Source organism: Pseudoalteromonas sp. EB27, assembly GCF_001974875.1.
Classification (GTDB): Bacteria; Pseudomonadota; Gammaproteobacteria; order Enterobacterales; family Alteromonadaceae; genus Pseudoalteromonas.
In genome coordinates, this window is record NZ_MTQD01000005.1 from 1 (window position 1) to 20,770 (window position 20,770).

Here is a 20,770-nt window from a genome sequence, read left to right on the forward strand (position 1 = left end):
CGCCAGCGTTCAATCTGAGCCATGATCAAACTCTTCAATTAAAAAGTTTTATGTCTTTCGACAGCTCAATGAATTCTGAATTTATTTTAATATCTTTCGATATTGAATTGACTGTGCCGAATAATTACCGAAATAACTATTCTGTTGGTCACTCAGTTTTCAATTGAGACTCTAATTTGTTTGCCTCGCTACCTAAGTAGCTTGGCTGTTAGAACTCAATCTGTACGAGTGCCCACACAGATGATTGCTTTATATTGTTAAAGAACGTTTTGAGTCGCTTTAGCGCCTCAAGGGATGCGAATAATACACCCTTTATTTTTCGAGTCAACACTTAGTTTTAAACTTTCTTTTGGAAGATTTAAAACCGAAGTTTTATTTAACTCTCTGAGTTGTTCCTGCCTCGCTATGCGTTGGCGTTTCCCGTCTCAGTGGGGTCGCATTATAGGGAGCGGTGAATTTTACGCAAGCGTTATTTACACAAAATAGTAATTAAAATTAAGCCCCAAGCAAGCACACATGATAAGCACAAGTTACCCACAAAACCCTGTTGATAACTCTGCTTTTGAACTTTAAAACTAAACACTTTTATCCTGATGTGATAAGTTGCGGTCACTTTTTTTAACTCATGTATTTAGGCAGTATCCATGACAGACATAATAAACAGTATAAGTGCCCTTCTATGGGGCCAAGTTCTCGTCTACTTATTAATAGCAGCAGGCCTCTTCTTTACTTTTCGACTAGGCTTTATTCAGTTTGTGCAATTCCCACATATGTTCAAAGTTATGTTTGGCTCTCGTAAATGTGCCGATAACGAAATTTCATCCTTTCAGGCTTTTTGTACTTCGTTAGCTGCCCGCGTTGGTACAGGCAATATGGCTGGTGTTGCTGTTGCCTTATACCTAGGTGGTCCGGGTGCTATTTTTTGGATGTGGCTTATTGCATTAATAGGTATGGCTACAAGCTTTGCTGAAAGTACTTTAGCTCAGGCTTATAAAACAAAGGATGTTGAAGGCAATTTTAGAGGTGGCCCTGCTTATTATATGCAAAACGGTTTAGGTAAACGCTGGATGGGAACTTTATTCTCGCTATGCTTAATTTTAGCCTTTGGTTTGGTATTTAACGCCGTACAGTCAAACTCTATTGCTGCAGCATTTGAAGTAGCGTTTGATGTACCTAAGTATATAGTAGGCATTTGCTTGGTTATTGGCTCTGGTATTATTATTTTTGGTGGTTTGAAAACGATTTCTCGTTTTGCCGAAATGGTTGTGCCATTTATGGCATTAGCTTACTTGTTAGTGGCTCTTTATGTATGTGCTATTAACTTTACTGCACTCCCGGATGTACTCGCCCTTATTATAAAGAGTGCTTTTGGTATTGAACAAGCTGGTGCAGGTGCAATTGGTTATGGTGTTACACAAGCTATGATCCAAGGTATAAAGCGTGGCTTATTCTCAAACGAAGCAGGTATGGGTAGTGCAGCTAATGCCGCAGCTACTGCTACACCTTACCCGCCTCATCCAGCATCACAAGGTTATGTGCAAATGCTAGGTGTATTTATTGATACTATTGTTATTTGTACAGCGACTGCTTCTCTTATTTTACTATCGCAGCAATTAATACCTGAATCTGGTGTTATGGGGATTGAACTTACACAAGCAGCATTACAAGAACATGTCGGCGACTGGGGTACTTACTTTATTGCCATTGCTATATTGTTTTTTGCTTTTACTTCTATTGTGGCTAATTACTCTTACGCTGAAACAAATTTAATGTTTTTAGAGCACAACTCTAATAAAGGTATGTTTATCTTTAGACTTGTTGTTTTAGGTATGGTGATGTTTGGCGCTGTTGGTGAGCTTGGTTTAATTTGGACGCTGGCAGATATATCAATGGGTTTGATGGCTATTGTAAACGTTATAGCGTTATTTATGCTTTCAGGTGTTGTTGTATGGCTTTCTAAAGATTATAACGAGCAACGCAAGAGAGGCCTAATACCTACCTTTGATAAGAGTAAACATCCTAAACTTGCTAAAGAGGTCGATCCCGAGGCCTGGCAGTAAATAATAAACAGCGAGCTACGGCTCGCTTTTTTAGATCTAAAAATTACAAATATTACGCTTAAACATCTCATTTCTTATAAATAAAAAGTTATATTAATTTTAAAACTATTTTATATTTAATTACGTAGGATATATGAATTAAGTTATCTATAAAAAGGAGGTCCGATGGATGACATAACAAAAAAATACAGTATAGACACTACTGATTACCAAGTTGGGCAAGATAATGTACAAAAGTGGGGATTTGATATCCATAACCCAGTATTTGGCATAAGCGCTTTCTTAGTTATTTTATTTGTAATACTTACCCTAGTTTTTGACCCTACCGTTACCCGTGATGCACTAACCTCGACTAAAGACGCCATAATTAATCAATTTGATAGTTACTTTATGTTACTAGCCAATGCCTTTGTGATATTTTGCGTTATTTTAGCATTTTCTCCTTTGGGTAAAATTCGTTTAGGTGGCGTAAAAGCTCGCCCAGAACATGGCTATATGTCGTGGCTTTCAATGCTGTTTGCAGCAGGAATGGGTATTGGCTTACTGTTTTGGGGGGTTGCTGAGCCAACTGCATATTATACTGGTTGGTATCATATGCCTATGGGCGTTGAGCCAAACTCACCGCAAGCACACTCATTAGCTTTGGGTGCAACCATGTACCACTGGGGTTTACATGGATGGGCGATTTACGCTGTTGTTGGATTAAGCTTGGCTTTTTTTGCATTTAACAAAGGCCTTCCTTTATCTATACGTTCTGTTTTTTATCCATTATTTGGTGATCGTGCCTGGGGATGGCTTGGTCATATAATCGATATACTCGCTGTACTGTCTACTTTATTTGGTTTAGCTACATCGCTAGGCCTCGGCGCTCAACAAGCTACCAGCGGGATAAATTATCTGTTAGGCACTGATTACGGGACTGCTTTTCAAATATCTGTTATTGGTTTAGTAACGTGTATTGCAATTTTCTCTGTTATTAGAGGTATTGAGGGCGGTGTTAAAGTACTGAGCAATGTTAATTTAATTTGTGCATTTATTTTATTATTAGTTGTTATTGCCCTTACTTTCTCTGATGCAATTACTGCTGTTTGGTTTACCCTTGGGGCGTACGTAGAACACTTTGTACCTTTAAGCAATCCTTTTAATAGACCCGATGAAGATTGGATGCACTCTTGGACTGTGTTTTATTGGGCATGGTGGATATCATGGTCGCCGTTTGTTGGGATGTTTATTGCTCGAGTTTCAAAGGGGCGCACTGTACGCGAGTTTTTACTCGTCGTCATTGGCCTACCAACGCTTCTTAGTTTGGTTTGGATGGGGGTATTCGGAAATATGGCAATTACACAAGTTATAGATAAAGTTGGCCCACTTGGACAAAATGGTTTAACTGATATCTCAGTGACTTTATTTCAGGTATACGAGCAGTTACCACTTTCTAGTTTTATTTCTATTATTTCTATAGCACTCGTTTTGGTATTTTTTATAACGTCGTCTGATTCAGGATCGCTTGTAATAGATGGTATAACTGCGGGCGGTAAAATAGATGCACCAGTGCCACAACGTATATTTTGGGCTACAGTCGAAGGCGTGATTGCAGCAGTATTGCTTTGGGTTGGTGGCTCGCAAGCATTGCAAGCGCTTCAGTCGGGCGTAGTTACTACAGCTTTGCCGTTTTCAATAGTACTTATTTTAATGTGTATTGCGCTTATTCAAGGCTTGTTGAGCGAGTATCCAATTTACAAAGCTCAGAGTAAACTGCAATAACAATTTATCCTTTATAAGCGATCCTCAAGGGTCGCTTATAAAACACTAGCAATTCGTATAACTAAGTACTAAACGCATTTCTTATACTCCTATCTTAAATTTATTTTAGACACCGCACTTCTATTACATTCATTAATGCCACCCCTCGTTAAAACTTAACTATTTTTAGAGAGCAAACCTTACGTTAGCAGAGTTAAAAGCATTTGATTTACTAAAACATAGGTGCAGGAGTAATTGCCAAGAAAATTGAATAGCCAGCGTTCTGATTTTTTCTTTGTTATTAACAGGTGCTCTTATTCACAACTAATTATACCAATTCAGTTAATTTAACCAGATTGGATAAAAGCATTAACGGTTAAATACAAACTGGCAGCTTTATAAATGTATGATGATGAAACTTTAAGATATTAAAGGTAAGTAGGTATTAAAAATAAGATTGGGAATCTAAATAAGGATAATTTTTGAATATTTTAAAAATAGAGTGATTTAGAATTTAAATGAATTTTATCTGAGGATTTTAGTAAAAATGGTGCCCGAGGCCGGACTTGAACCGGCACGACTTGTTAGTCGAGGGATTTTAAATCCCTTGTGTCTACCAATTCCACCACTCGGGCATCGAGTTTGCTAATTAAAGCGTGTGGAGTAAATTATATGGAGGCGGAACCCGGAGTCGAACCGAGGTAAACGGATTTGCAATCCGGTGCATGGCCACTCTGCCATTCCGCCTAAATGTATCCAAATAATTTGGAGCGGTACACGAGGCTCGAACTCGTGACCTCGACCTTGGCAAGGTCGCGCTCTACCAACTGAGCTAGTACCGCAAAATACTGTTTTATTAACTTTAAATTATCTTGGTAAAATAATTTAAAGTGGTGCCCGAGGCCGGACTTGAACCGGCACGACTTGTTAGTCGAGGGATTTTAAATCCCTTGTGTCTACCAATTCCACCACTCGGGCATCGAGTTTGCTATTAAAAGCAAGTGGATAAAACTAATATGGAGCGGTACACGAGGCTCGAACTCGTGACCTCGACCTTGGCAAGGTCGCGCTCTACCAACTGAGCTAGTACCGCATCATATTAATTCTAAATTAATCATTTTATAAATTACACTTGGTAATGTAATTAAACCACATAGTGGTGCCCGAGGCCGGACTTGAACCGGCACGACTTGTTAGTCGAGGGATTTTAAATCCCTTGTGTCTACCAATTCCACCACTCGGGCATCGAGTTTGCTAATTAAAGCGTGTGGAGTGTTGAAATGGAGGCGGAACCCGGAGTCGAACCGAGGTAAACGGATTTGCAATCCGGTGCATGGCCACTCTGCCATTCCGCCCCAACATTGGGGTAATAACCTAAGATAAACTTGGAGCGGTACACGAGGCTCGAACTCGTGACCTCGACCTTGGCAAGGTCGCGCTCTACCAACTGAGCTAGTACCGCATTTTATTTATCAGTTAGTTGAATTAACACATGATGATTTATGTGAACATTCAGGTAACTGATTAATTACCGTTTTGTTTATCTCGGGGGCTATGCCCTCTCAACACGGACGCATTCTACAGAGATTATTAAACGCGTCAATACAAAAAATGCTAGTTTTGAACTGTTTGCTTGTTTTTTATCTAAAACGGTGCGTTATTATACATTTAGAGTTAATTTTTAGTCAATTCACCCCATGCTGCACGTAAATATTGCATCATAGAACTCAAGGTTAAAAAGGTCGCAATGTACAGTAATCCAAAACTTAAATAGTTCATCCACGTATCATATTGCCAAATCAAACCGATAATGGCTAACATTTGTGCAGCCGTCTTTATTTTACCCATGTTTGAAACAGCCACGTTACCGCGCTTGCCCTGCTCTGCCATCCATTCGCGAAGTGCAGATATAATAATTTCACGGCTTATAATAATAAGAGCAGGTATTGTCATATACATAGTTTGATACTGATCGGCTAATGCAACAAGAGCAGCACATACCATTACTTTATCAGCAACAGGATCTAGAAAAGCACCAAAAGGAGTTGATTGCTCAAGCTTTCTTGCTAAATAACCGTCTAGTATATCGGTAATCGATGCAAGCCAAAAAATAAAGGCGGCAGCAAAAAATGCCCAGCTATAAGGCAAATAAAATATCACCAAAAAAACGGGGATAAGAAAAAGTCTAAATGTTGTAAGTGTGTTTGGAATATTCCACATAACTACTTGGATATGTCTTTTTGGCTATATTCGCATGAAGGGCTAGCCCTTGTCATGCAAATGGTTAAATATCTTCTCAGCCATGTCAGGGCTGATCCCAGGAACTTTCTTTAACTGTTCTATATTAGCAGCTTTTACACCTTGCATGCCCCCTAAATATTTTAATAATGTTTGGCGACGCTTAGAACCTACTCCATTTATTTCTTCTAATAGTGATTGTGTTCGTTGTTTTTGTCGTTTATTACGATGCCCAGCAATTGCAAAACGGTGAGACTCATCACGTATATGCTGAATCAAATGAAGCGCAGGTGCATCTGAATCCATCGGAATAGTTTTGCGTCCACCGTCAATCAATAATGTTTCAAGACCGGGTTTGCGACTCGTTCCTTTTGCAACACCTACTAATAAAGGCATTTTTGTGTGCGGCCAATTAGAAAAATACTGCTCAGCGCGCCCTAACTGCCCCTTACCACCATCAATAAAGATAACGTCTGGAATTTTGTCTTCGTCTACTAACTTGTTATAGCGTTTGTTAAGTGCAAATTCCATTGCAGCATAATCATCGCCACCAGTTATACCTGTTACGTTATAGCGCCTATACTCTTTTGTATTTGGGCCTTGTGAGTCAAATACAACACAACTTGCAACGGTGTTCTCCCCCATGGTGTGGCTTATATCAAAACACTCCATTCGGGTAATATCGTCAAGTCGCAGTGTTGCTTTTAATTGTGCATAACGTTTATTAATAGAGTCTTGGGTACTTTGTTTAACCGCAATACTGTTTAATGCATTTTTATTTGCGAGTTGTAGGTATTGCGCACGCTCACCCCGAGTGACAACTTTAAGAGTTACTTTACGTTCACTTATTTGTGAGAGTGCTTCGCCGAGCGCCGCGCTTTCTTCTATTTCAAACGGTAATATGATTTCTTTTGCAATACGCCCAGTTGCTCCTGGCGCTAAATAATATTGTCCTAAAAATGAGGTCAATATTTCTTGTTCACTCGAATCTTTAGGTACTTTTGGAAAATAGGTTTTACTACCCAGCACTTTATGATCGCGGATCATTAATAAATGAATACCGTTTAACCCGTTTAAATGCGCAAAACCGACAACATCCATTTCTGCAAAGTTACCAGAAATAGACTGTTGCTCCTGCATTTTACGAAGTAGCATTATTTGGTCGCGAACTTTTGCCGCTAATTCAAAGTTTAGCTGCAGGCTGGCTGCTTCCATTTTTTTTATTAAATCAGCAATAACTTCGTGAGATTTACCTGTTAAAAATTTACGAACATAATCAACCTGCTCGCTGTAATCATCATCCGTTACTTTATTTACACATGGAGCTGAGCAACGTTTAAGTTGATATTGCAGACACGGGCGACTTCTTGCGCGGTAATAAGCATCTTCACATTGACGAACAGGAAATATTTTTTGCATTAAGCGCAAGCTTTCAGATACCGCTCCTGCGCTTGGGAAAGGCCCAAAGTACTCGCCTTTAATTTTACGACTGCCACGATGAAACGCTAAACGTGGGTGTTTATGGCTAGTTAGTAAAATATAGGGGTACGACTTATCGTCGCGCAATAATATGTTGTAGCGAGGCTGATATTTTTTTATTAGGTTATTTTCAAGCAGCAGCGCTTCGGTTTCAGTATTGGTGAGAGTGACTTCAATGTCACTAATATTACTCACTAAAACGCGTGTTTTGCTATCGGTAATATTACTTCTAAAGTAACTGCTAACACGCTTTTTTAGATGCTTAGCTTTACCAACATAAATAACTTGGCTGTCACTATCAAGCATTCGGTATACACCCGGCTCGCTTGATAGCGTTTTGAGAAAATGTACGTGATCAAATTCAGACATAAATTATAGTTAGTACGAAACGTCTATATCAATCATTTTATGACGAATAGCTAAATGGGTAAGCTCAACATCGCCACCTACATTTAACTTTTCAAACATACGGTAGCGATAGCTATTTACTGTTTTAGAGCTTAGATTTAAACGCTCTGCTATATCTTGTGCTTTTTCACCTTTGGTGATCATAAGCATAATTTGCAGCTCTCGCTCAGATAAACTCTGAAAAGGGTTTTCATCTGTGCGGCCTGTTACTTGTGCAAGCGCTATCTGCTGTGCAATTTCAGGGGCAATATAACGCTGACCAGCATGAACGCAACGAATAGCACGAACCATTTCGTCAGAGCCTGCACCTTTAGTTAAAAAGCCATGAGCGCCAATTTGCATTACCTTGCTCGGAAACGGATCCTCACAATTAACAGTAAGCACAATAATTTTTACATCTGGGCAGTAACGACAAATCTTTTTAGTCGCTTCTAATCCGCCCATGCCTGGCATATTCATATCCATTAATACTATGTTTGGCGCATGCTGACGACAAAACTGTACAGCCTCTTCGCCAGTTTTAGCTTCGCCAATTACTTTAAACCCTCGTACGTCATCAAGAATACGCTTGATTCCTGTTCGTACAAGTTCATGGTCATCAACTAAAAGTACATTAATCAATGGAACATCCTCACTTACCTAACAACATGCAATTTAATTAAATTAATTTGCCACAGTAACATACATAAAGCGAAACAATAATTAATATTATTGCCTCACTCTAATAGTTTAAGCTGACGATTTTTCGCTAAATCTGTCAACCCATAACGCAATGATACCATCACCCGTTACATTACACGCAGTACCAAAGCTATCTTGTGCTAAATAAAGTGCAATCATTAATGCTACAGCACCTTCATTAAACCCAAGCATGCTTGTTAATAAACCAAGCGCCGACATGACTGCACCACCTGGAGCACCTGGAGCTGCAATCATTACTAAACCTAACATCATAATAAATGGCAGCATACCCATTAATGAAGGAACTTCCATGCTTGGCGATAAAAACATAACAGCCATTGCACAGGTTACTATTGTTATAGTTGAGCCAGATAAGTGAATAGTCGCGCAAAGCGGCACAGTAAAATTAGCTACATCTTCTTTAACATTATTTGCCTTACTTGATTGTAGCGATACTGGAATCGTTGCTGCACTCGACATAGTACCTAACGCAGTAAAGTAAGCTGGGAGCATATTTTTAACTAATTCGATTGGATTACGTTTTAACAATATACCTGTCGCTATATATAAAACGCTTAACCATAACCAATGCATAACAAGCGCAGCAACTAGTACTACACCAAATGTTTGCAATGTATCAACCACAGTGCCCGCTACCGTCATTTCGGCAAATACGCCAGCAATGTAAAATGGTAAAGCAGGTATAATTACTTTTGATAATAACCCGTCAATTACATCTCGTCCCTGATCAGACACCTTTTTAAGTGTATCAAGTTCTAATTGGCTCATGCCTATACCAAATACAAAAGCAGTCACTAATGCGGTCATTACACCCATCAGAGGTGGAATTTCTAAATCAATAAAACTGCCAATTTCAGTTGCAACTTCAGCTTCAAAAGTAATGCCACCACTTAAAAAAGGTATAACAGCACTTACTAATAAAAATGCAAGCGTACCTGCAATAATGGTAGAGCTGTAAGCAAACCCGACTGTTTTACCAAGTAAGTGACCAGACCCTTTTGGTAGGCCAGCAATACCCGATGCAATAAAAAACAAAATGATAAGAGGGATGGTAAAGGAGATAATTTGACCAATCAGCTCTTTTACTGTAAATAAAAGTTCAACACCAGTTATAGGTACATATAGTCCGACTAAGATACCGGCCACAATACCGGCAATTAATTTTAAGATTAACTTCATTGTGATTGCTTAATTGAATTTAGATACGTGTTTTTATCATGTTTTAGATGCATTGTGTGATAAAACTATTCAAGTTACATTTATATGCACAAATAACGAACAAATGCAGCTTGTTCTAGAGCTCGTTTGAACATTTTTTGACTAAACGAGTTTTTACTCTTTAAATCTCAAATTAAGCCCGCACCTACAATAACTAAAGCACCGTTAATAATTGATTTTTATTTCGACTGGTTATAAGCCCAATAAATATATGTTATAGCCAAACTTTACTTTAGTTTTTTTAAACTCACAGTAAAGTGTGTATGTATAGTTAGTAGCAAAGGCTATTAGCACGTTGATCAGATTGTATCCAAAGGAACATTATGTCTACTATTTTTGAAGATAACTCACTAACTATTGGTAATACGCCGCTAGTAAAACTTAATCGTGTTACGGGTGGGAATGTATACGCTAAAGTTGAATCTCGTAATCCAAGCTTTAGTATCAAATGCCGCATTGGTGCATCAATGATTTGGGAAGCTGAAAAGTCAGGTCAGCTTGTTGAAGGTAAAGAACTTATTGAGCCAACATCAGGTAACACTGGTATTGCACTTGCATTTGTTGCAGCTGCTCGTGGTTACAAGTTAACACTTACTATGCCAAACACTATGAGCCTAGAACGTCGCAAGCTATTAAAAGCACTAGGTGCAAACCTAGTACTTACCGACGGTGCTAAAGGTATGAATGGCGCAATTGAAAAAGCAAAAGAAATTCAAGCAACCGCACCTGATAAATATATTTTATTACAACAATTCGAAAACCCTGCAAATCCTAAAATTCACTTTGAAACAACAGGCCCAGAAATTTGCGATGCACTTGACGGCAAAGTAGACTTTTTTGTAGCCGGTGTAGGTACAGGCGGTACTATTACAGGTGTTAGCCGTTACCTTAAAACAGAAAAAGGTCTAAACGTTAAATCTATTGCTGTTGAACCAACTAACTCTCCAGTTATTAGCCAAACGCTTGCCGGTGAAGAAATTAAACCAGGCCCTCATAAAATCCAAGGCATTGGTGCAGGCTTTATCCCAGGTAACTTAGATATGGACTTAATTGATGCAGCTGAGCTTGTATCTAACGAAGATGCAATTGCAATGGCGCATCAGTTAATGAAAAAAGAAGGTATTTTAGTCGGTATTTCGTCAGGTGCAGCGGTTGTTGCAGCTAAGCGAATTGCTGAAAAACCTGAAAACGCAGATAAAAATATTGTTGTTATCCTACCTAGTGCAACTGAGCGTTACTTATCAAGCCCAATGTTTGATGAAGAGTTTAGTGAGCAAGAGCTAGTGCAATAAGCAATTCTAAAATTTTAAAAGGATGCTTTAGGCATCCTTTTTTATTATTTATTATCCAATTTTCTATTTATTGCCCGCCATACCTTTACATCTTCATAGATAAACCACACACTTTAAAAAAACTAATTAATAATAATTAATATGAAAAAAATCACGAGTTTATTAAGTTTGGTTCTCTGTTTATTTTTATCAGCCTGCGGTGACGATACCAAAACACTTGGCGACACTCCTGGCGATACAGCAACCGCTTATTTTGATGCGCTTTATAACCAGCAAGACCTTCAAAAAGCCAGCACCATGGCAACACCCAACCTTACACGCATAATGAAATCCTACGGTACTGCTAAACAGTTTTCCCGTAACTTAGTAAATATGCAATACGATGAAGTAACCATTGAAGTTGATATGACCAATATGAGCGTCCGTGAGCAATACGGTGATAATGCTAAAATAAACCTTATTTTTACCGGCTATTTAAATGGTGATAAAATTGACGAAATGCGCAGCGTAAAAATGCTTCGTAAAAAGGGGAAATGGTACATAGATAAAATTGTTGCCGACCCTTACGCTCGTTAAAAGAAATGAATTACACATAAAAAGGCCTTACATTTGTAAGGCCTTTTTGATCATGCTTGAGTTAGTATTTAAAGTAGTGCGCTACAGCTCACCTGGTTGAAAATTATCAACTGCAATGGCTTTCTTTCGTAACTTATTAGCGTGATGCATTGCATCAGCATCCGTTTGCTCTAACAACTTATTTTCAAGTGCATAGTTAATAGCGCCTTCAATATCAAGCGTTGTAGGCACACTGCCCTTGCGCTGCCATTGTTTTAAATCTTTAAACTGCGCTTGCATGTCGTGCATTGCTAAAAATGCATTTTCCATTACGCCTGTACCTGCATTTTCATCTACATAACATAAGTGTGTTAAGCGGTTTCTAAATACACCCGGTTGAGTCATACGCTCACAAATACTTTGTGCTATTTCATCACTTGGTCTGTGGTAATGATTTCCAAGCGGGAACACGATACGTTTAAGGATAAAATTAACAACCGGATTTGAAAAGTTTTTAAAGAAGCCATTAAACGCTTGGCCAATTTCAAATAATGAGTTCTCAATTGCATATTTTACGAATGGTAAATCAGCTTGTTGGCGCCCTTCGTCTTCATAACGTTTTAAAACAGTTGATGCTAAGTACAAATGACTTAATACATCACCCAAACGTGCCGATATCATTTCTTTACGTTTAAGTTCACCGCCAAGCATTAACATAGCCACGTCTGTGCAAATAGCTAAGCCTCGGCTCATTCTACTCAATTGTTTATAATAAACAGCCGTTTCACCACCTACAGGGGCTTTAGCAAAGCAACTACGTGTCAAGCCATGCACAAATGCCATGCCTGCATTACTTGCTGCAAATATTATATGGTTCATTAATAAACCATCAAATTGTTCAAGTGCTGCGTCGTCATCTTCCATTGCAGCGGCTTCCATTTCTTTTAAAACAAATGGATGACAGCGTGTTGCACCTTGGCCAAATATCATTAAGTTACGCGTTAAAATATTTGCGCCTTCAACCGTAATTGATACTGGAATACCCATATAGCCATGCGCCAAATAGTTATTAGGCCCTACTTGAATTCCTTTACCTGAATGAATATCCATTGCATCGTTCATTACCGTACGACCCATTTCAGTCATATGGTATTTAGCAATCGCTGTTACAACCGACGGGCTTAATTTTAAATCAATCGCACCTGCGGTCATTAATCGGCACGACTCAAGTGTGTAAGTTAAACCACCAATACGTGCAAGTGCCTCTTGCACTCCTTCAAACTGCCCTATAGATACACCAAACTGCTGGCGTACCATGGCGTATGCCGATGTCATTTTTGAAGCTAAATGTCCAGTTGCTGCACTTAATGCTGGTAGTGATATACCACGCCCTGCACTTAAACACTCAACAAGCATTCTCCAGCCACGCCCTGCACACTCTTGTCCACCAATGATCCAATCCAGTGGTATAAATACATCTTTACCGTAAGTGGTACCATTCATGAAGGCCATATTAAGTGGATAATGACGCTCACCCGTTTCGACACCCGGATGATCGGTTGGTATAAGCGCACACGTTATGCCTAGCTCTTTTTTATCACCTAATAAAGCGTCTGGATCATACATTTTAAATGCTAAGCCGAGTACAGTAGCAACGGGTGCAAGCGTAATGTAACGCTTTGACCAATTTAAACGCAAACCCATTACTTGCTCGCCATTGTGCTCACCCATACACACCACACCGGAATCAGGAATGCTGCCAGCATCAGAGCCCGCCTCTGGTCCCGTTAATGCAAAACAAGGAACATCTGTACCATTAGCTAAACTTGGCAGCCAACGATCTTGCTGTTCTTTAGTACCATAGTGAAGAAGTAACTCACCTGGACCTAAACTATTAGGCACCATAACAGTGACCGCGGCTGTTAAGCTTTTAGTCGAAATTTTTGACACTATCGTTGAATTAGCAATTGCCGAGAACTCACGACCGCCAAATTTTTCAGGAATGATCAGCGCAAAAAAACCTTCTGTTTTTAGGTAATCCCACACTTCTTTTGGTAAGTCTTTGTCTTTTTGTACAATTTGATAATCATCAAGCATCGCCAATAAGGTTTCTACTTGGTTAGCCATAAATGCGTTTTCTTTATCGCTAAGCTCTGGTTTAGGAAAGCGGTGCAGTTTTTGCCAATCTGGGTTACCACTAAATAACTCTCCATCCCACCAAACATCACCTGCTTCCATTGCCTCTCGCTCTGTTTGCGATAATGGCGGAAGCACCTTTTTGAACATTTTAAACGTAGGACGACTAATCAAGTTTAGGCGAATATCTTTAACCGCAAAAATAACCACCACCACGACCAGCAATATTATAAATATTAACATGCGCACATTCCTTACACATTGAATGAAAATAGTAACTTAATTATGACCCATCTTAATTTAAATACAATCATTGCACGACGAGTCGTGAGCCTTAACGCATCCATTTTATTGTTTTAAACATCACTGCTATTATCAACGTTTTAATAACAATAAATTAAAGGAATAGCATGACCCCCTTTCGATTTAAACTAAGTATGAGCGCCTTAATGGTAGCAAGTACTCTTGCTTTAACGGCCTGCGATGCAGAAGTAACGATAGACACTACCGATTCAGCACACACTAAAAAAGCTGTAACAGCTAAAGGTGCAAAAACATTTATAACAAACACAGAAAAAGAACTAAGTGCACTTTATTTAGAATCGAGCCGTGCAGAATGGATTTACGCAAACTTTATTACTCATGATACGTCGGCTCTATCGGCTGAAGTTAACCGTAAAATGACCGAAACAGTCGTGCGTTTAGCAAATGAAGCTGCAAAATACGACGAACTAGAGCTTGATTACGATGCTCGCCGTAAGCTTGATAAACTAAAACTCGCACTTACACTTCCTGCCCCACAAGACGCTGATAAAACAGCACGACTTTCACAAATTGTCGCAGAGCTTGGCGGCCTATACGGTAAAGGTAAATACTGTAAAGAAGACGGCAGCTGTTTAAGCCTTGGCGACATGACTTCAAAAATGGCCACCAGCCGAGATTACAACGAACTACTTGATTTATGGCAAGGCTGGCGTCAAATATCAAAACCTATGCGCTCACTTTACGAGCAACAAGTAGTACTAACCAACGAAGGTGCAAAAGAGCTTGGTTATGCCGATACGGGCGCTATGTGGCGCAGTAAATACGATATGCCTGCTGATGACTTCACCACCGAGCTTGACCGTATTTGGGGCCAAGTTAAACCGCTGTATAACTCGCTACACTGCCATGTTCGCGCAAAGTTAGGTGAAAAGTACGGCACCGACAAAGTACCGCAAGACCAACCTATTCCAGCGCACTTACTTGGTAATATGTGGGCGCAAGCATGGGGTAATATTTACGATGTAGTTGCACCAGAAAACGCCGATCCGGGTTACGACGTAACCGAGTTATTAGCTCAAAATAATTACGACGAACTTAAAATGGTAAAAGGGGCTGAAAACTTTTTTACCTCAATGGGTTTTGACGCACTACCAGAGACATTTTACGAGCGTTCACTGTTTGTTAAACCAAAAGACAGAGATGTGCAGTGTCATGCATCAGCATGGAATATCGATAGCAAAGACGATTTACGCATTAAAATGTGTATTCAGCGCACAGGCGAAGAGTTTTCAGTTATTCATCATGAACTAGGTCATAACTTTTATCAACGCGCATACAACAAGCAGCCTTTATTTTATCAAGAAAGTGCAAACGATGGTTTTCATGAAGCCATTGGAGACACCATTGCCTTATCGGTTACACCGGGTTACTTAAAAGAAATCGGCTTACTTGAACAAGTTCCTGATGAATCTAAAGATATTGGTTTATTAATGAAAATGGCACTTGATAAAGTCGCCTTTGTGCCGTTTAGCTTAATGGTTGATCAGTGGCGCTGGCAGGTATTTTCAGGGGAAGTAGCACCAGAAAATTACAATAAAGCATGGTGGGAACTACGTGAAAAGTACCAAGGAGTGCAAGCTCCTATCGCACGTAGCGAAAATGATTTTGATCCGGGTGCTAAGTACCACGTTCCGGGTAACACGCCTTATACACGTTACTTTTTAGCGCATATTTTACAATTTGAGTTTCATCGCAGCTTATGTGAAATTGCCGGTAACGATAAAGCCATTCATCGCTGCTCTATTTATAACTCAAAAGAAGCAGGGGATAAGCTAAACGCTATGCTTGAAATGGGTTCGTCTCGCCCTTGGCAAGAAGCGCTTGAAACTGTAACAGGTAAGCCGCAAATGGATGCAACAGCAATGCTCGATTACTTTGCACCATTACAAACTTATTTAGATAAACAAAACGAAGGCCGCAACTGCGGCTGGTAAATAGCGCTGAACAAAAAGCCCGCTCAAATGAGCGGGCTTTTTATTCATATTCTAATTTTCTGTTAAATTAGAACTGTAAGCTTACATTTGCAAAGTAGGCATCATAATCAGAATCATCCCAGTTATTGCCGTAACCTGCTTCTAAACCAACATTGTTGTTGAAAAAGTGTTGAGCACCAAGAGTGTAATCATCATTTTTATTAACTGTAACAAAAACTGATGTTGCTTTGCTGAAATAGTAGTTAGATGCTAATTCCCAGTTACTTGAATCGCCATCAACATCTTCAAATTTACCTTCAACAGTCAAGTAGTTACCTTGCTGTAAATCAACAAAGTACTTAGCTGCTACTGCACGGTAATCAAACTCATCATCTGCTGTTACTGTAAAGCCGATATAATCAGTGCTGTTTAACTGGTGGTTATACGCTAAGTCAAACACAAATTGATTGTCAGCATCTTCTACATCAACAAACGTTGCTTTTAATACAAGGTTTGGGTTAAAGAAGTAACCAGCTGAAAGTTCAATTACATCCGTGCTTGAGCCAAAATCACTATCGAAATTATTGTACTGTGCACCTAATACAAAATCTTCTACAAAATACTCACCGCCAACGCTAGTAACATCTACAAAATCATTATCACTGTATGCACCATAAACATTTGTTTGCTTATTGATGTATTCAAATTGATCGTAAGGACCTAAAGTCGCTTTTGGAGAAAAATAATACGTTGAGTCAACACTTAATGTGTCATCACCATCTACGTCCACATATCCTACATGGCTAATTGATTGGTAAGTATCTGCGGCTATTGCAGTGGTTGCAGCGCTTGATAATAAAATGCTCGAAATGATAACGGCTAATTTTTTCATTTTAAATTCCCTATAAATATTACTTTAATGCCTCAGCTGTCTAGCCAAAGTCGGGGCGCATCCTAACGCCAGAAAAATGAACAAAAACTGAACGAAAGGTCAAATTAAAACCAATGGAGTTGTAATAATTTACATGCAAATGTAAATACAAAGTATCCATTAAATCTACAAGACAATATCATGTCATCATTTAAATTCAAAAAGTAACAAATACGGTACAAACTGTCGCTAAATCGAACACAACTGAATTATTCGATAAACCTCATCAATATAATTTCCTCTCACTAATTTTTTTTAATTTCTCAAAAAAATTACTCTGTTTAATTCATTTTTTCTGTATTTATAATGAAAAATAGGTTTGTATCAGTGCATATTTTTATCTGTTTTTTCCAATAACTATTGTTTACTAGCAAAAACAACTCCAATTCTTACTATTTTATAGCTATTATCATCGACTGCACTTAATGGCTTTAATAACAATTTAGCCATTCATGGCGACTCTATTTATAACTTAAAGGAGTTATTTAGATGAGCATGATAAAGGCCGTAATTATGGCTGGTAAAAGTTTATAGTTGAAAGCTCAAACGTTTAAAAACGACAAAGCCCGCTAAATTTAGCGGGCTTTTTAATATTACTTTTGTATTAACTAAGTACGGGACTTAATTAAAACTGAAAACGCATGTTAGCAAAGTACGCATCGTTGTCAGAATCATCAGCGTTGTTTTCGTAACCCACCTTTACACCAATATTTTTATTGATGAAGTGTTGAGCACCAAAGCTATAAGTATCTTGCTTATTGTAGTTAGCAAATACAGATGTTGCTTTTGAGAAGTAGTAGTTAGTTTCTGCTACCCATTGGTTTTCTGCATCATCAATACTTTCGTATTTACCTTCAAATGTTAGGTAGTTACCTTGCTGCAAATCAATAAAGTATTTAGCAGCCACTGCACGGTAATCAAAATCGTCGTCTGATGTAAGTGTAACACCTACGTAATCAGTGCTGTTTAGCATGTAGTTGTAAGCTAAATCAAATAATGCGTAATCATCGCCGTCTTTATTTTCAACTAGTGTTACTTTTGCAAGTAAATCAGGGTTGAAAAAGTAACCACCCGTCAGTTTATAAAGCTCACTGTTAGAACCTGAATCTGGGTCTAGGTTTTCGTAAGATGCGCCAACAACAAATTCATTAATGAAGTATTCACCACCAACTGATGTTAAATCGCCAAAGTCGTCATCAGCGTAGCCACCATATACGTTAGTTTGTTTATTGATGTATTCAAACTGATCGTACGGGCCTAAAGTTTTTTTAGGAGATAAATAGTAAATAGAATCTACAGCAACAGTATCGTTGTTATCGCTATTTTTGTAGCTTAGGTTACTAATTGAATTATAGCTGTCTGCAGCAGCCGCAGTGCTAGATAATAAAATGCTCGAAATAATAACTGCTAATTTTTTCATTGTAAGACTTCCCTATGTACATTGCTTTTTATGCTCTAGCTGTATTGCTAAAGTCGAGGCACATGCTAACGTTAGGAAACTGAATGAAAACTTAACTAACCAGTTGTATTTATTAAGTTAATTGTAAGGAAGTGTTGTAAACTGTAAAATTAAAGTAGTTGCAACATCTAGTCAACAACTACTTAAAACATGTACCGTATTAAAGCGCGTGTTGGCTAATAATACGGTAAACATCGTTAATATTATCGCCAGACTTAAACTCTTTACTAATTGGTGTTGGATCTGAGCCAACCCATATTTTTAGCTCGGCATCTAAGTCAAAATGACCTGCGCTTTCTTTACTAAACTTGGTAATTTTAGAGTAAGCAACACTCACCATTTCCATTTTAGAACCGGTCATACCTTGCTTATCAATTAAGATTAAACGCTTATTAGTAAAAATAAACATATCACGTACTACTTTATATGCCTTTTCTACTTGCTCGCCGTCAATTAATGTATTGGCGAGGATTTTCTCTAAATCAGAATCGTCAACTTCGCTTGCATTACCCATAAGTCCGCTAAGTAAACCCATTATACTTTCTCCTGTTTAAATATTTGATTCTCTAATGTGTGACCATTAACTAACTGCCTGTACTTCCAATTGTGCTGATGACAAAAACTCAGCAGTGCAATATCAAGTGGATCGCTCGTTGGCTGATACTCAACTACATATTCTTTATGTTGGCTCATATACACCCGACTCACCCCTGCAATTGCTTGAAGCTGTTGCTCAACATTTTGATAAGCCTCGCTTAGCATTAATGTATAAAAGTGTTTATCGGTATTATTAGTTTTTGTTTGGTGCTCGCTTAGTACGCCTTTATCTAAATGAAGTACCTGTGAGCATAGTCGCTCAAGCTCAGTTAAATCGTGAGAGCTTAAAATAAATGTAGCCTGCTCACTTAATTCAGATACTAGCTCACGTACTTCTCTGGCATGAATCGGATCAAGCCCTGCGGTTGCTTCATCAAGCATTACAATTTGTGGCGCGCCAATAAGTGCTTGCGCTATCGTAACGCGCTTGCGCATACCGTGCGATAAGTCCCCTGCACGCTGCTTTGCAATTTCTTTTAAGCCAACTAAATCAAGTACACGTAGCGCCTCAGTTTGACTTTGCTTTGCCCCCATACCTTGTAGTTTTGCATAAAAGGCGAGTTGCTTATCTATATTAAAACGAGGGTCAAGTTGTGCATCTTGCGGTAATGCACTTACTTTATTAAATAAAGCAGCACTACCAGGTTTATGCTCTAATATTTCAAGGCTGCCTTTACTTGGCGCTATATAACCGCACAACAAACTAAATAAGGTAGTTTTACCCGCACCATTTGGCCCAACAAGCGCCACTGGCGCGCCTTTGTTAATTTCAAAGTCCACATTATTAAGCGCAAGTTTTGCACCATACGATTTACTCAAACCGCTAGCTGTAATTAATGGTCTCATAGTGAGCTCCTTGCAAAAATACGTTGAGCAACACTTAGTAGCACCGCTGTTTGTACAAGGGGAATAGCAACAGCGCTTAATAATGGTAAATTTTGCCCCGCTAATAACTCTATTTGCACACCCGGAAATAAATAATCAAGCAAGCCTAATGCGGGTATTTGCCATTGCAATATACCAACTACAATACCGCCTGCTGCAAAATATAAAATTGCCAATACAATAGATAAGCGCGATGAGCGAGCAAAAGTATTTATTAACGTCATAAGTGCTACAAATGGGCACAGAGTAATCACTAATATTAAAAATATAGAAAGTGCACGGGCAAAACCACCAGCCAGTAAACTTGGCTCTCTAAACCCTACTACAGCGAGCGTAGCCACAAGAGTAATGCCCACTAAGCAGGCTAATACCGCTAGCTGCCCTAAAAAACGGCCAAACAGTATTTCAAAGCGAGTGGAGCGCAGTGATAAAAACCTCAGTGTGCCACGCTCTCTGTCGCCTACTGTTTGATCGCTACAAATAAATAAACCAAAAACGGGAAAGCTATACAGGGCTATTAACCAGTACATAGCAAATTCGGCCTCAGGCCAATCTAATAACTTACTTAAACCAATAGAACCTGATATATCACGGGCTATTTGCTCAAAATCGGGCGCACTTACAATACCTACTGCTTGTCCTATTGGGTAGCGCAGTATGATTAGCCACACCAATGCAAAGGCAGCTAATGCAATAAGTCCACGTTTAGTTAAAAACATACGTACAAGCTCAAATCCCGCTATTTGCGTTAATCGCCCTACGTTTATCGGTAATGGTGTTGCCATTGACTATCCTTAATGACTTTTTATTTTCTGTGTATTTATCCACAC

Annotated in this window: 15 protein-coding genes and 8 tRNA genes; 5 read left to right on the top strand and 18 right to left on the bottom strand. The window is 38.9% G+C overall.

What is annotated here, in order from left to right:
• Positions 1 to 644 precede the first annotated feature (644 nt).
• Together BW142_RS06790 and BW142_RS06795 are read left to right on the top strand one after the other, a co-directional pair.
• Complete coding sequence (locus BW142_RS06790) at positions 645 to 2,060, top strand: sodium:alanine symporter family protein (RefSeq protein ID WP_076924379.1); 1,416 nt, start codon at positions 645 to 647, stop codon at positions 2,058 to 2,060.
• Between the two features lie 165 nt (positions 2,061 to 2,225).
• A complete protein-coding gene (locus BW142_RS06795) occupies positions 2,226 to 3,824 on the top strand; it encodes a BCCT family transporter (RefSeq protein WP_076924380.1) in 1,599 nt (532 codons plus the stop codon).
• A 527-nt stretch (positions 3,825 to 4,351) separates the two neighbouring features.
• Here BW142_RS06795 and BW142_RS06800 read toward each other — a convergent pair.
• The 12 genes from BW142_RS06800 to BW142_RS06855 all read right to left on the bottom strand — a co-directional run bounded on the left by BW142_RS06800 (position 4,352) and on the right by BW142_RS06855 (position 9,809).
• Positions 4,352 to 4,438: transfer RNA gene (locus tag BW142_RS06800), tRNA-Leu, on the bottom strand.
• Between the two features lie 38 nt (positions 4,439 to 4,476).
• A tRNA-Cys gene (locus tag BW142_RS06805) sits at positions 4,477 to 4,550 on the bottom strand.
• A gap of 19 nt (positions 4,551 to 4,569) precedes the next feature.
• Positions 4,570 to 4,645: transfer RNA gene (locus BW142_RS06810), tRNA-Gly, on the bottom strand.
• A 49-nt stretch (positions 4,646 to 4,694) separates the two neighbouring features.
• A tRNA-Leu gene (locus BW142_RS06815) sits at positions 4,695 to 4,781 on the bottom strand.
• A gap of 39 nt (positions 4,782 to 4,820) precedes the next feature.
• A tRNA-Gly gene (locus BW142_RS06820) sits at positions 4,821 to 4,896 on the bottom strand.
• 64 nt (positions 4,897 to 4,960) lie between these two features.
• Positions 4,961 to 5,047 (bottom strand) — tRNA-Leu (locus tag BW142_RS06825).
• 37 nt (positions 5,048 to 5,084) lie between these two features.
• Positions 5,085 to 5,158, bottom strand: a tRNA-Cys gene (locus tag BW142_RS06830).
• Between the two features lie 31 nt (positions 5,159 to 5,189).
• Positions 5,190 to 5,265, bottom strand: a tRNA-Gly gene (locus BW142_RS06835).
• A gap of 212 nt (positions 5,266 to 5,477) precedes the next feature.
• Positions 5,478 to 6,023 (bottom strand): CDP-diacylglycerol--glycerol-3-phosphate 3-phosphatidyltransferase, encoded by a 546-nt coding sequence (gene pgsA, locus BW142_RS06840; protein WP_033036948.1) that lies wholly within the window; start codon positions 6,021 to 6,023, stop codon positions 5,478 to 5,480.
• Positions 6,024 to 6,065: 42 nt separating this feature from the next.
• Positions 6,066 to 7,889 (bottom strand): excinuclease ABC subunit UvrC, encoded by a 1,824-nt coding sequence (gene uvrC / locus BW142_RS06845; RefSeq protein WP_024599811.1) that lies wholly within the window; start codon positions 7,887 to 7,889, stop codon positions 6,066 to 6,068.
• Between the two features lie 9 nt (positions 7,890 to 7,898).
• Positions 7,899 to 8,549: a UvrY/SirA/GacA family response regulator transcription factor gene (gene uvrY / locus BW142_RS06850; RefSeq protein ID WP_007377972.1), complete on the bottom strand. Its 651-nt coding sequence runs from the start codon at positions 8,547 to 8,549 to the stop codon at positions 7,899 to 7,901.
• Between the two features lie 108 nt (positions 8,550 to 8,657).
• The gene (locus tag BW142_RS06855) at positions 8,658 to 9,809 is read right to left on the bottom strand and encodes a dicarboxylate/amino acid:cation symporter (RefSeq protein WP_076924381.1); all 1,152 of its coding nucleotides are present in this window, start codon (positions 9,807 to 9,809) and stop codon (positions 8,658 to 8,660) included.
• 362 nt (positions 9,810 to 10,171) lie between these two features.
• Here BW142_RS06855 and cysK point away from each other — a divergent pair, with 362 nt between their 5' ends.
• Positions 10,172 to 11,140: a cysteine synthase A gene (gene cysK / locus BW142_RS06860; RefSeq protein ID WP_076924382.1), complete on the top strand. Its 969-nt coding sequence runs from the start codon at positions 10,172 to 10,174 to the stop codon at positions 11,138 to 11,140.
• 141 nt (positions 11,141 to 11,281) lie between these two features.
• Positions 11,282 to 11,716, top strand: a complete 435-nt coding sequence (locus BW142_RS06865; protein ID WP_024599814.1) for a hypothetical protein — start codon at positions 11,282 to 11,284, stop codon at positions 11,714 to 11,716.
• A gap of 81 nt (positions 11,717 to 11,797) precedes the next feature.
• On the opposite strand, the gene BW142_RS06870 is transcribed toward BW142_RS06865, so the two are convergent.
• Positions 11,798 to 14,074, bottom strand: coding sequence for an acyl-CoA dehydrogenase (locus BW142_RS06870; protein ID WP_076924383.1), 2,277 nt, complete (start codon positions 14,072 to 14,074; stop codon positions 11,798 to 11,800).
• Positions 14,075 to 14,241: 167 nt separating this feature from the next.
• Between BW142_RS06870 and BW142_RS06875 the strand changes: the two genes are divergently transcribed.
• Complete coding sequence (locus BW142_RS06875) at positions 14,242 to 16,089, top strand: M2 family metallopeptidase (protein ID WP_076924384.1); 1,848 nt, start codon at positions 14,242 to 14,244, stop codon at positions 16,087 to 16,089.
• Positions 16,090 to 16,156: 67 nt separating this feature from the next.
• On the opposite strand, the gene BW142_RS06880 is transcribed toward BW142_RS06875, so the two are convergent.
• The 5 genes from BW142_RS06880 to BW142_RS06900 all read right to left on the bottom strand — a co-directional run bounded on the left by BW142_RS06880 (position 16,157) and on the right by BW142_RS06900 (position 20,725).
• Positions 16,157 to 16,960 (bottom strand): putative porin, encoded by an 804-nt coding sequence (locus BW142_RS06880; protein ID WP_076924385.1) that lies wholly within the window; start codon positions 16,958 to 16,960, stop codon positions 16,157 to 16,159.
• Between the two features lie 664 nt (positions 16,961 to 17,624).
• Entirely contained in the window at positions 17,625 to 18,419 is a 795-nt protein-coding gene (locus BW142_RS06885; protein ID WP_002962833.1) for a putative porin, read from the bottom strand.
• Between the two features lie 199 nt (positions 18,420 to 18,618).
• Positions 18,619 to 18,993 carry a PH domain-containing protein gene (locus tag BW142_RS06890; RefSeq protein ID WP_024599818.1) on the bottom strand — a complete coding sequence of 125 codons (375 nt, stop codon included), beginning with the start codon at positions 18,991 to 18,993 and terminating at the stop codon, positions 18,619 to 18,621.
• Entirely contained in the window at positions 18,993 to 19,901 is a 909-nt protein-coding gene (locus BW142_RS06895) for an ABC transporter ATP-binding protein (protein ID WP_076924386.1), read from the bottom strand. Before BW142_RS06895 ends, BW142_RS06890 begins: the two co-directional genes overlap by 1 nt.
• Entirely contained in the window at positions 19,898 to 20,725 is an 828-nt protein-coding gene (locus BW142_RS06900) for an ABC transporter permease subunit (protein ID WP_076924387.1), read from the bottom strand. Before BW142_RS06900 ends, BW142_RS06895 begins: the two co-directional genes overlap by 4 nt.
• Positions 20,726 to 20,770 lie beyond the last annotated feature (45 nt).

Excerpts from the sequence above, each read along its gene's own strand:
- BW142_RS06885 (WP_002962833.1), bottom strand. The coding sequence starts at position 18,419 with ATGAAAAAATTAGCAGTTATTATTTCGAGCATTTTATTATCTAGCACT.
- pgsA (WP_033036948.1), bottom strand. The coding sequence starts at position 6,023 with ATGTGGAATATTCCAAACACACTTACAACATTTAGACTTTTTCTTATC.
- BW142_RS06875 (WP_076924384.1), top strand. The coding sequence starts at position 14,242 with ATGACCCCCTTTCGATTTAAACTAAGTATGAGCGCCTTAATGGTAGCA.
- BW142_RS06790 (WP_076924379.1), top strand. The coding sequence starts at position 645 with ATGACAGACATAATAAACAGTATAAGTGCCCTTCTATGGGGCCAAGTT.
- BW142_RS06895 (WP_076924386.1), bottom strand. The coding sequence starts at position 19,901 with ATGAGACCATTAATTACAGCTAGCGGTTTGAGTAAATCGTATGGTGCA.
- BW142_RS06855 (WP_076924381.1), bottom strand. The coding sequence starts at position 9,809 with ATGAAGTTAATCTTAAAATTAATTGCCGGTATTGTGGCCGGTATCTTA.
- BW142_RS06865 (WP_024599814.1), top strand. The coding sequence starts at position 11,282 with ATGAAAAAAATCACGAGTTTATTAAGTTTGGTTCTCTGTTTATTTTTA.
- BW142_RS06870 (WP_076924383.1), bottom strand. The coding sequence starts at position 14,074 with ATGTTAATATTTATAATATTGCTGGTCGTGGTGGTGGTTATTTTTGCG.
- uvrC (WP_024599811.1), bottom strand. The coding sequence starts at position 7,889 with ATGTCTGAATTTGATCACGTACATTTTCTCAAAACGCTATCAAGCGAG.
- BW142_RS06890 (WP_024599818.1), bottom strand. The coding sequence starts at position 18,993 with ATGGGTTTACTTAGCGGACTTATGGGTAATGCAAGCGAAGTTGACGAT.
- BW142_RS06795 (WP_076924380.1), top strand. The coding sequence starts at position 2,226 with ATGGATGACATAACAAAAAAATACAGTATAGACACTACTGATTACCAA.
- BW142_RS06880 (WP_076924385.1), bottom strand. The coding sequence starts at position 16,960 with ATGAAAAAATTAGCCGTTATCATTTCGAGCATTTTATTATCAAGCGCT.
- cysK (WP_076924382.1), top strand. The coding sequence starts at position 10,172 with ATGTCTACTATTTTTGAAGATAACTCACTAACTATTGGTAATACGCCG.
- BW142_RS06900 (WP_076924387.1), bottom strand. The coding sequence starts at position 20,725 with ATGGCAACACCATTACCGATAAACGTAGGGCGATTAACGCAAATAGCG.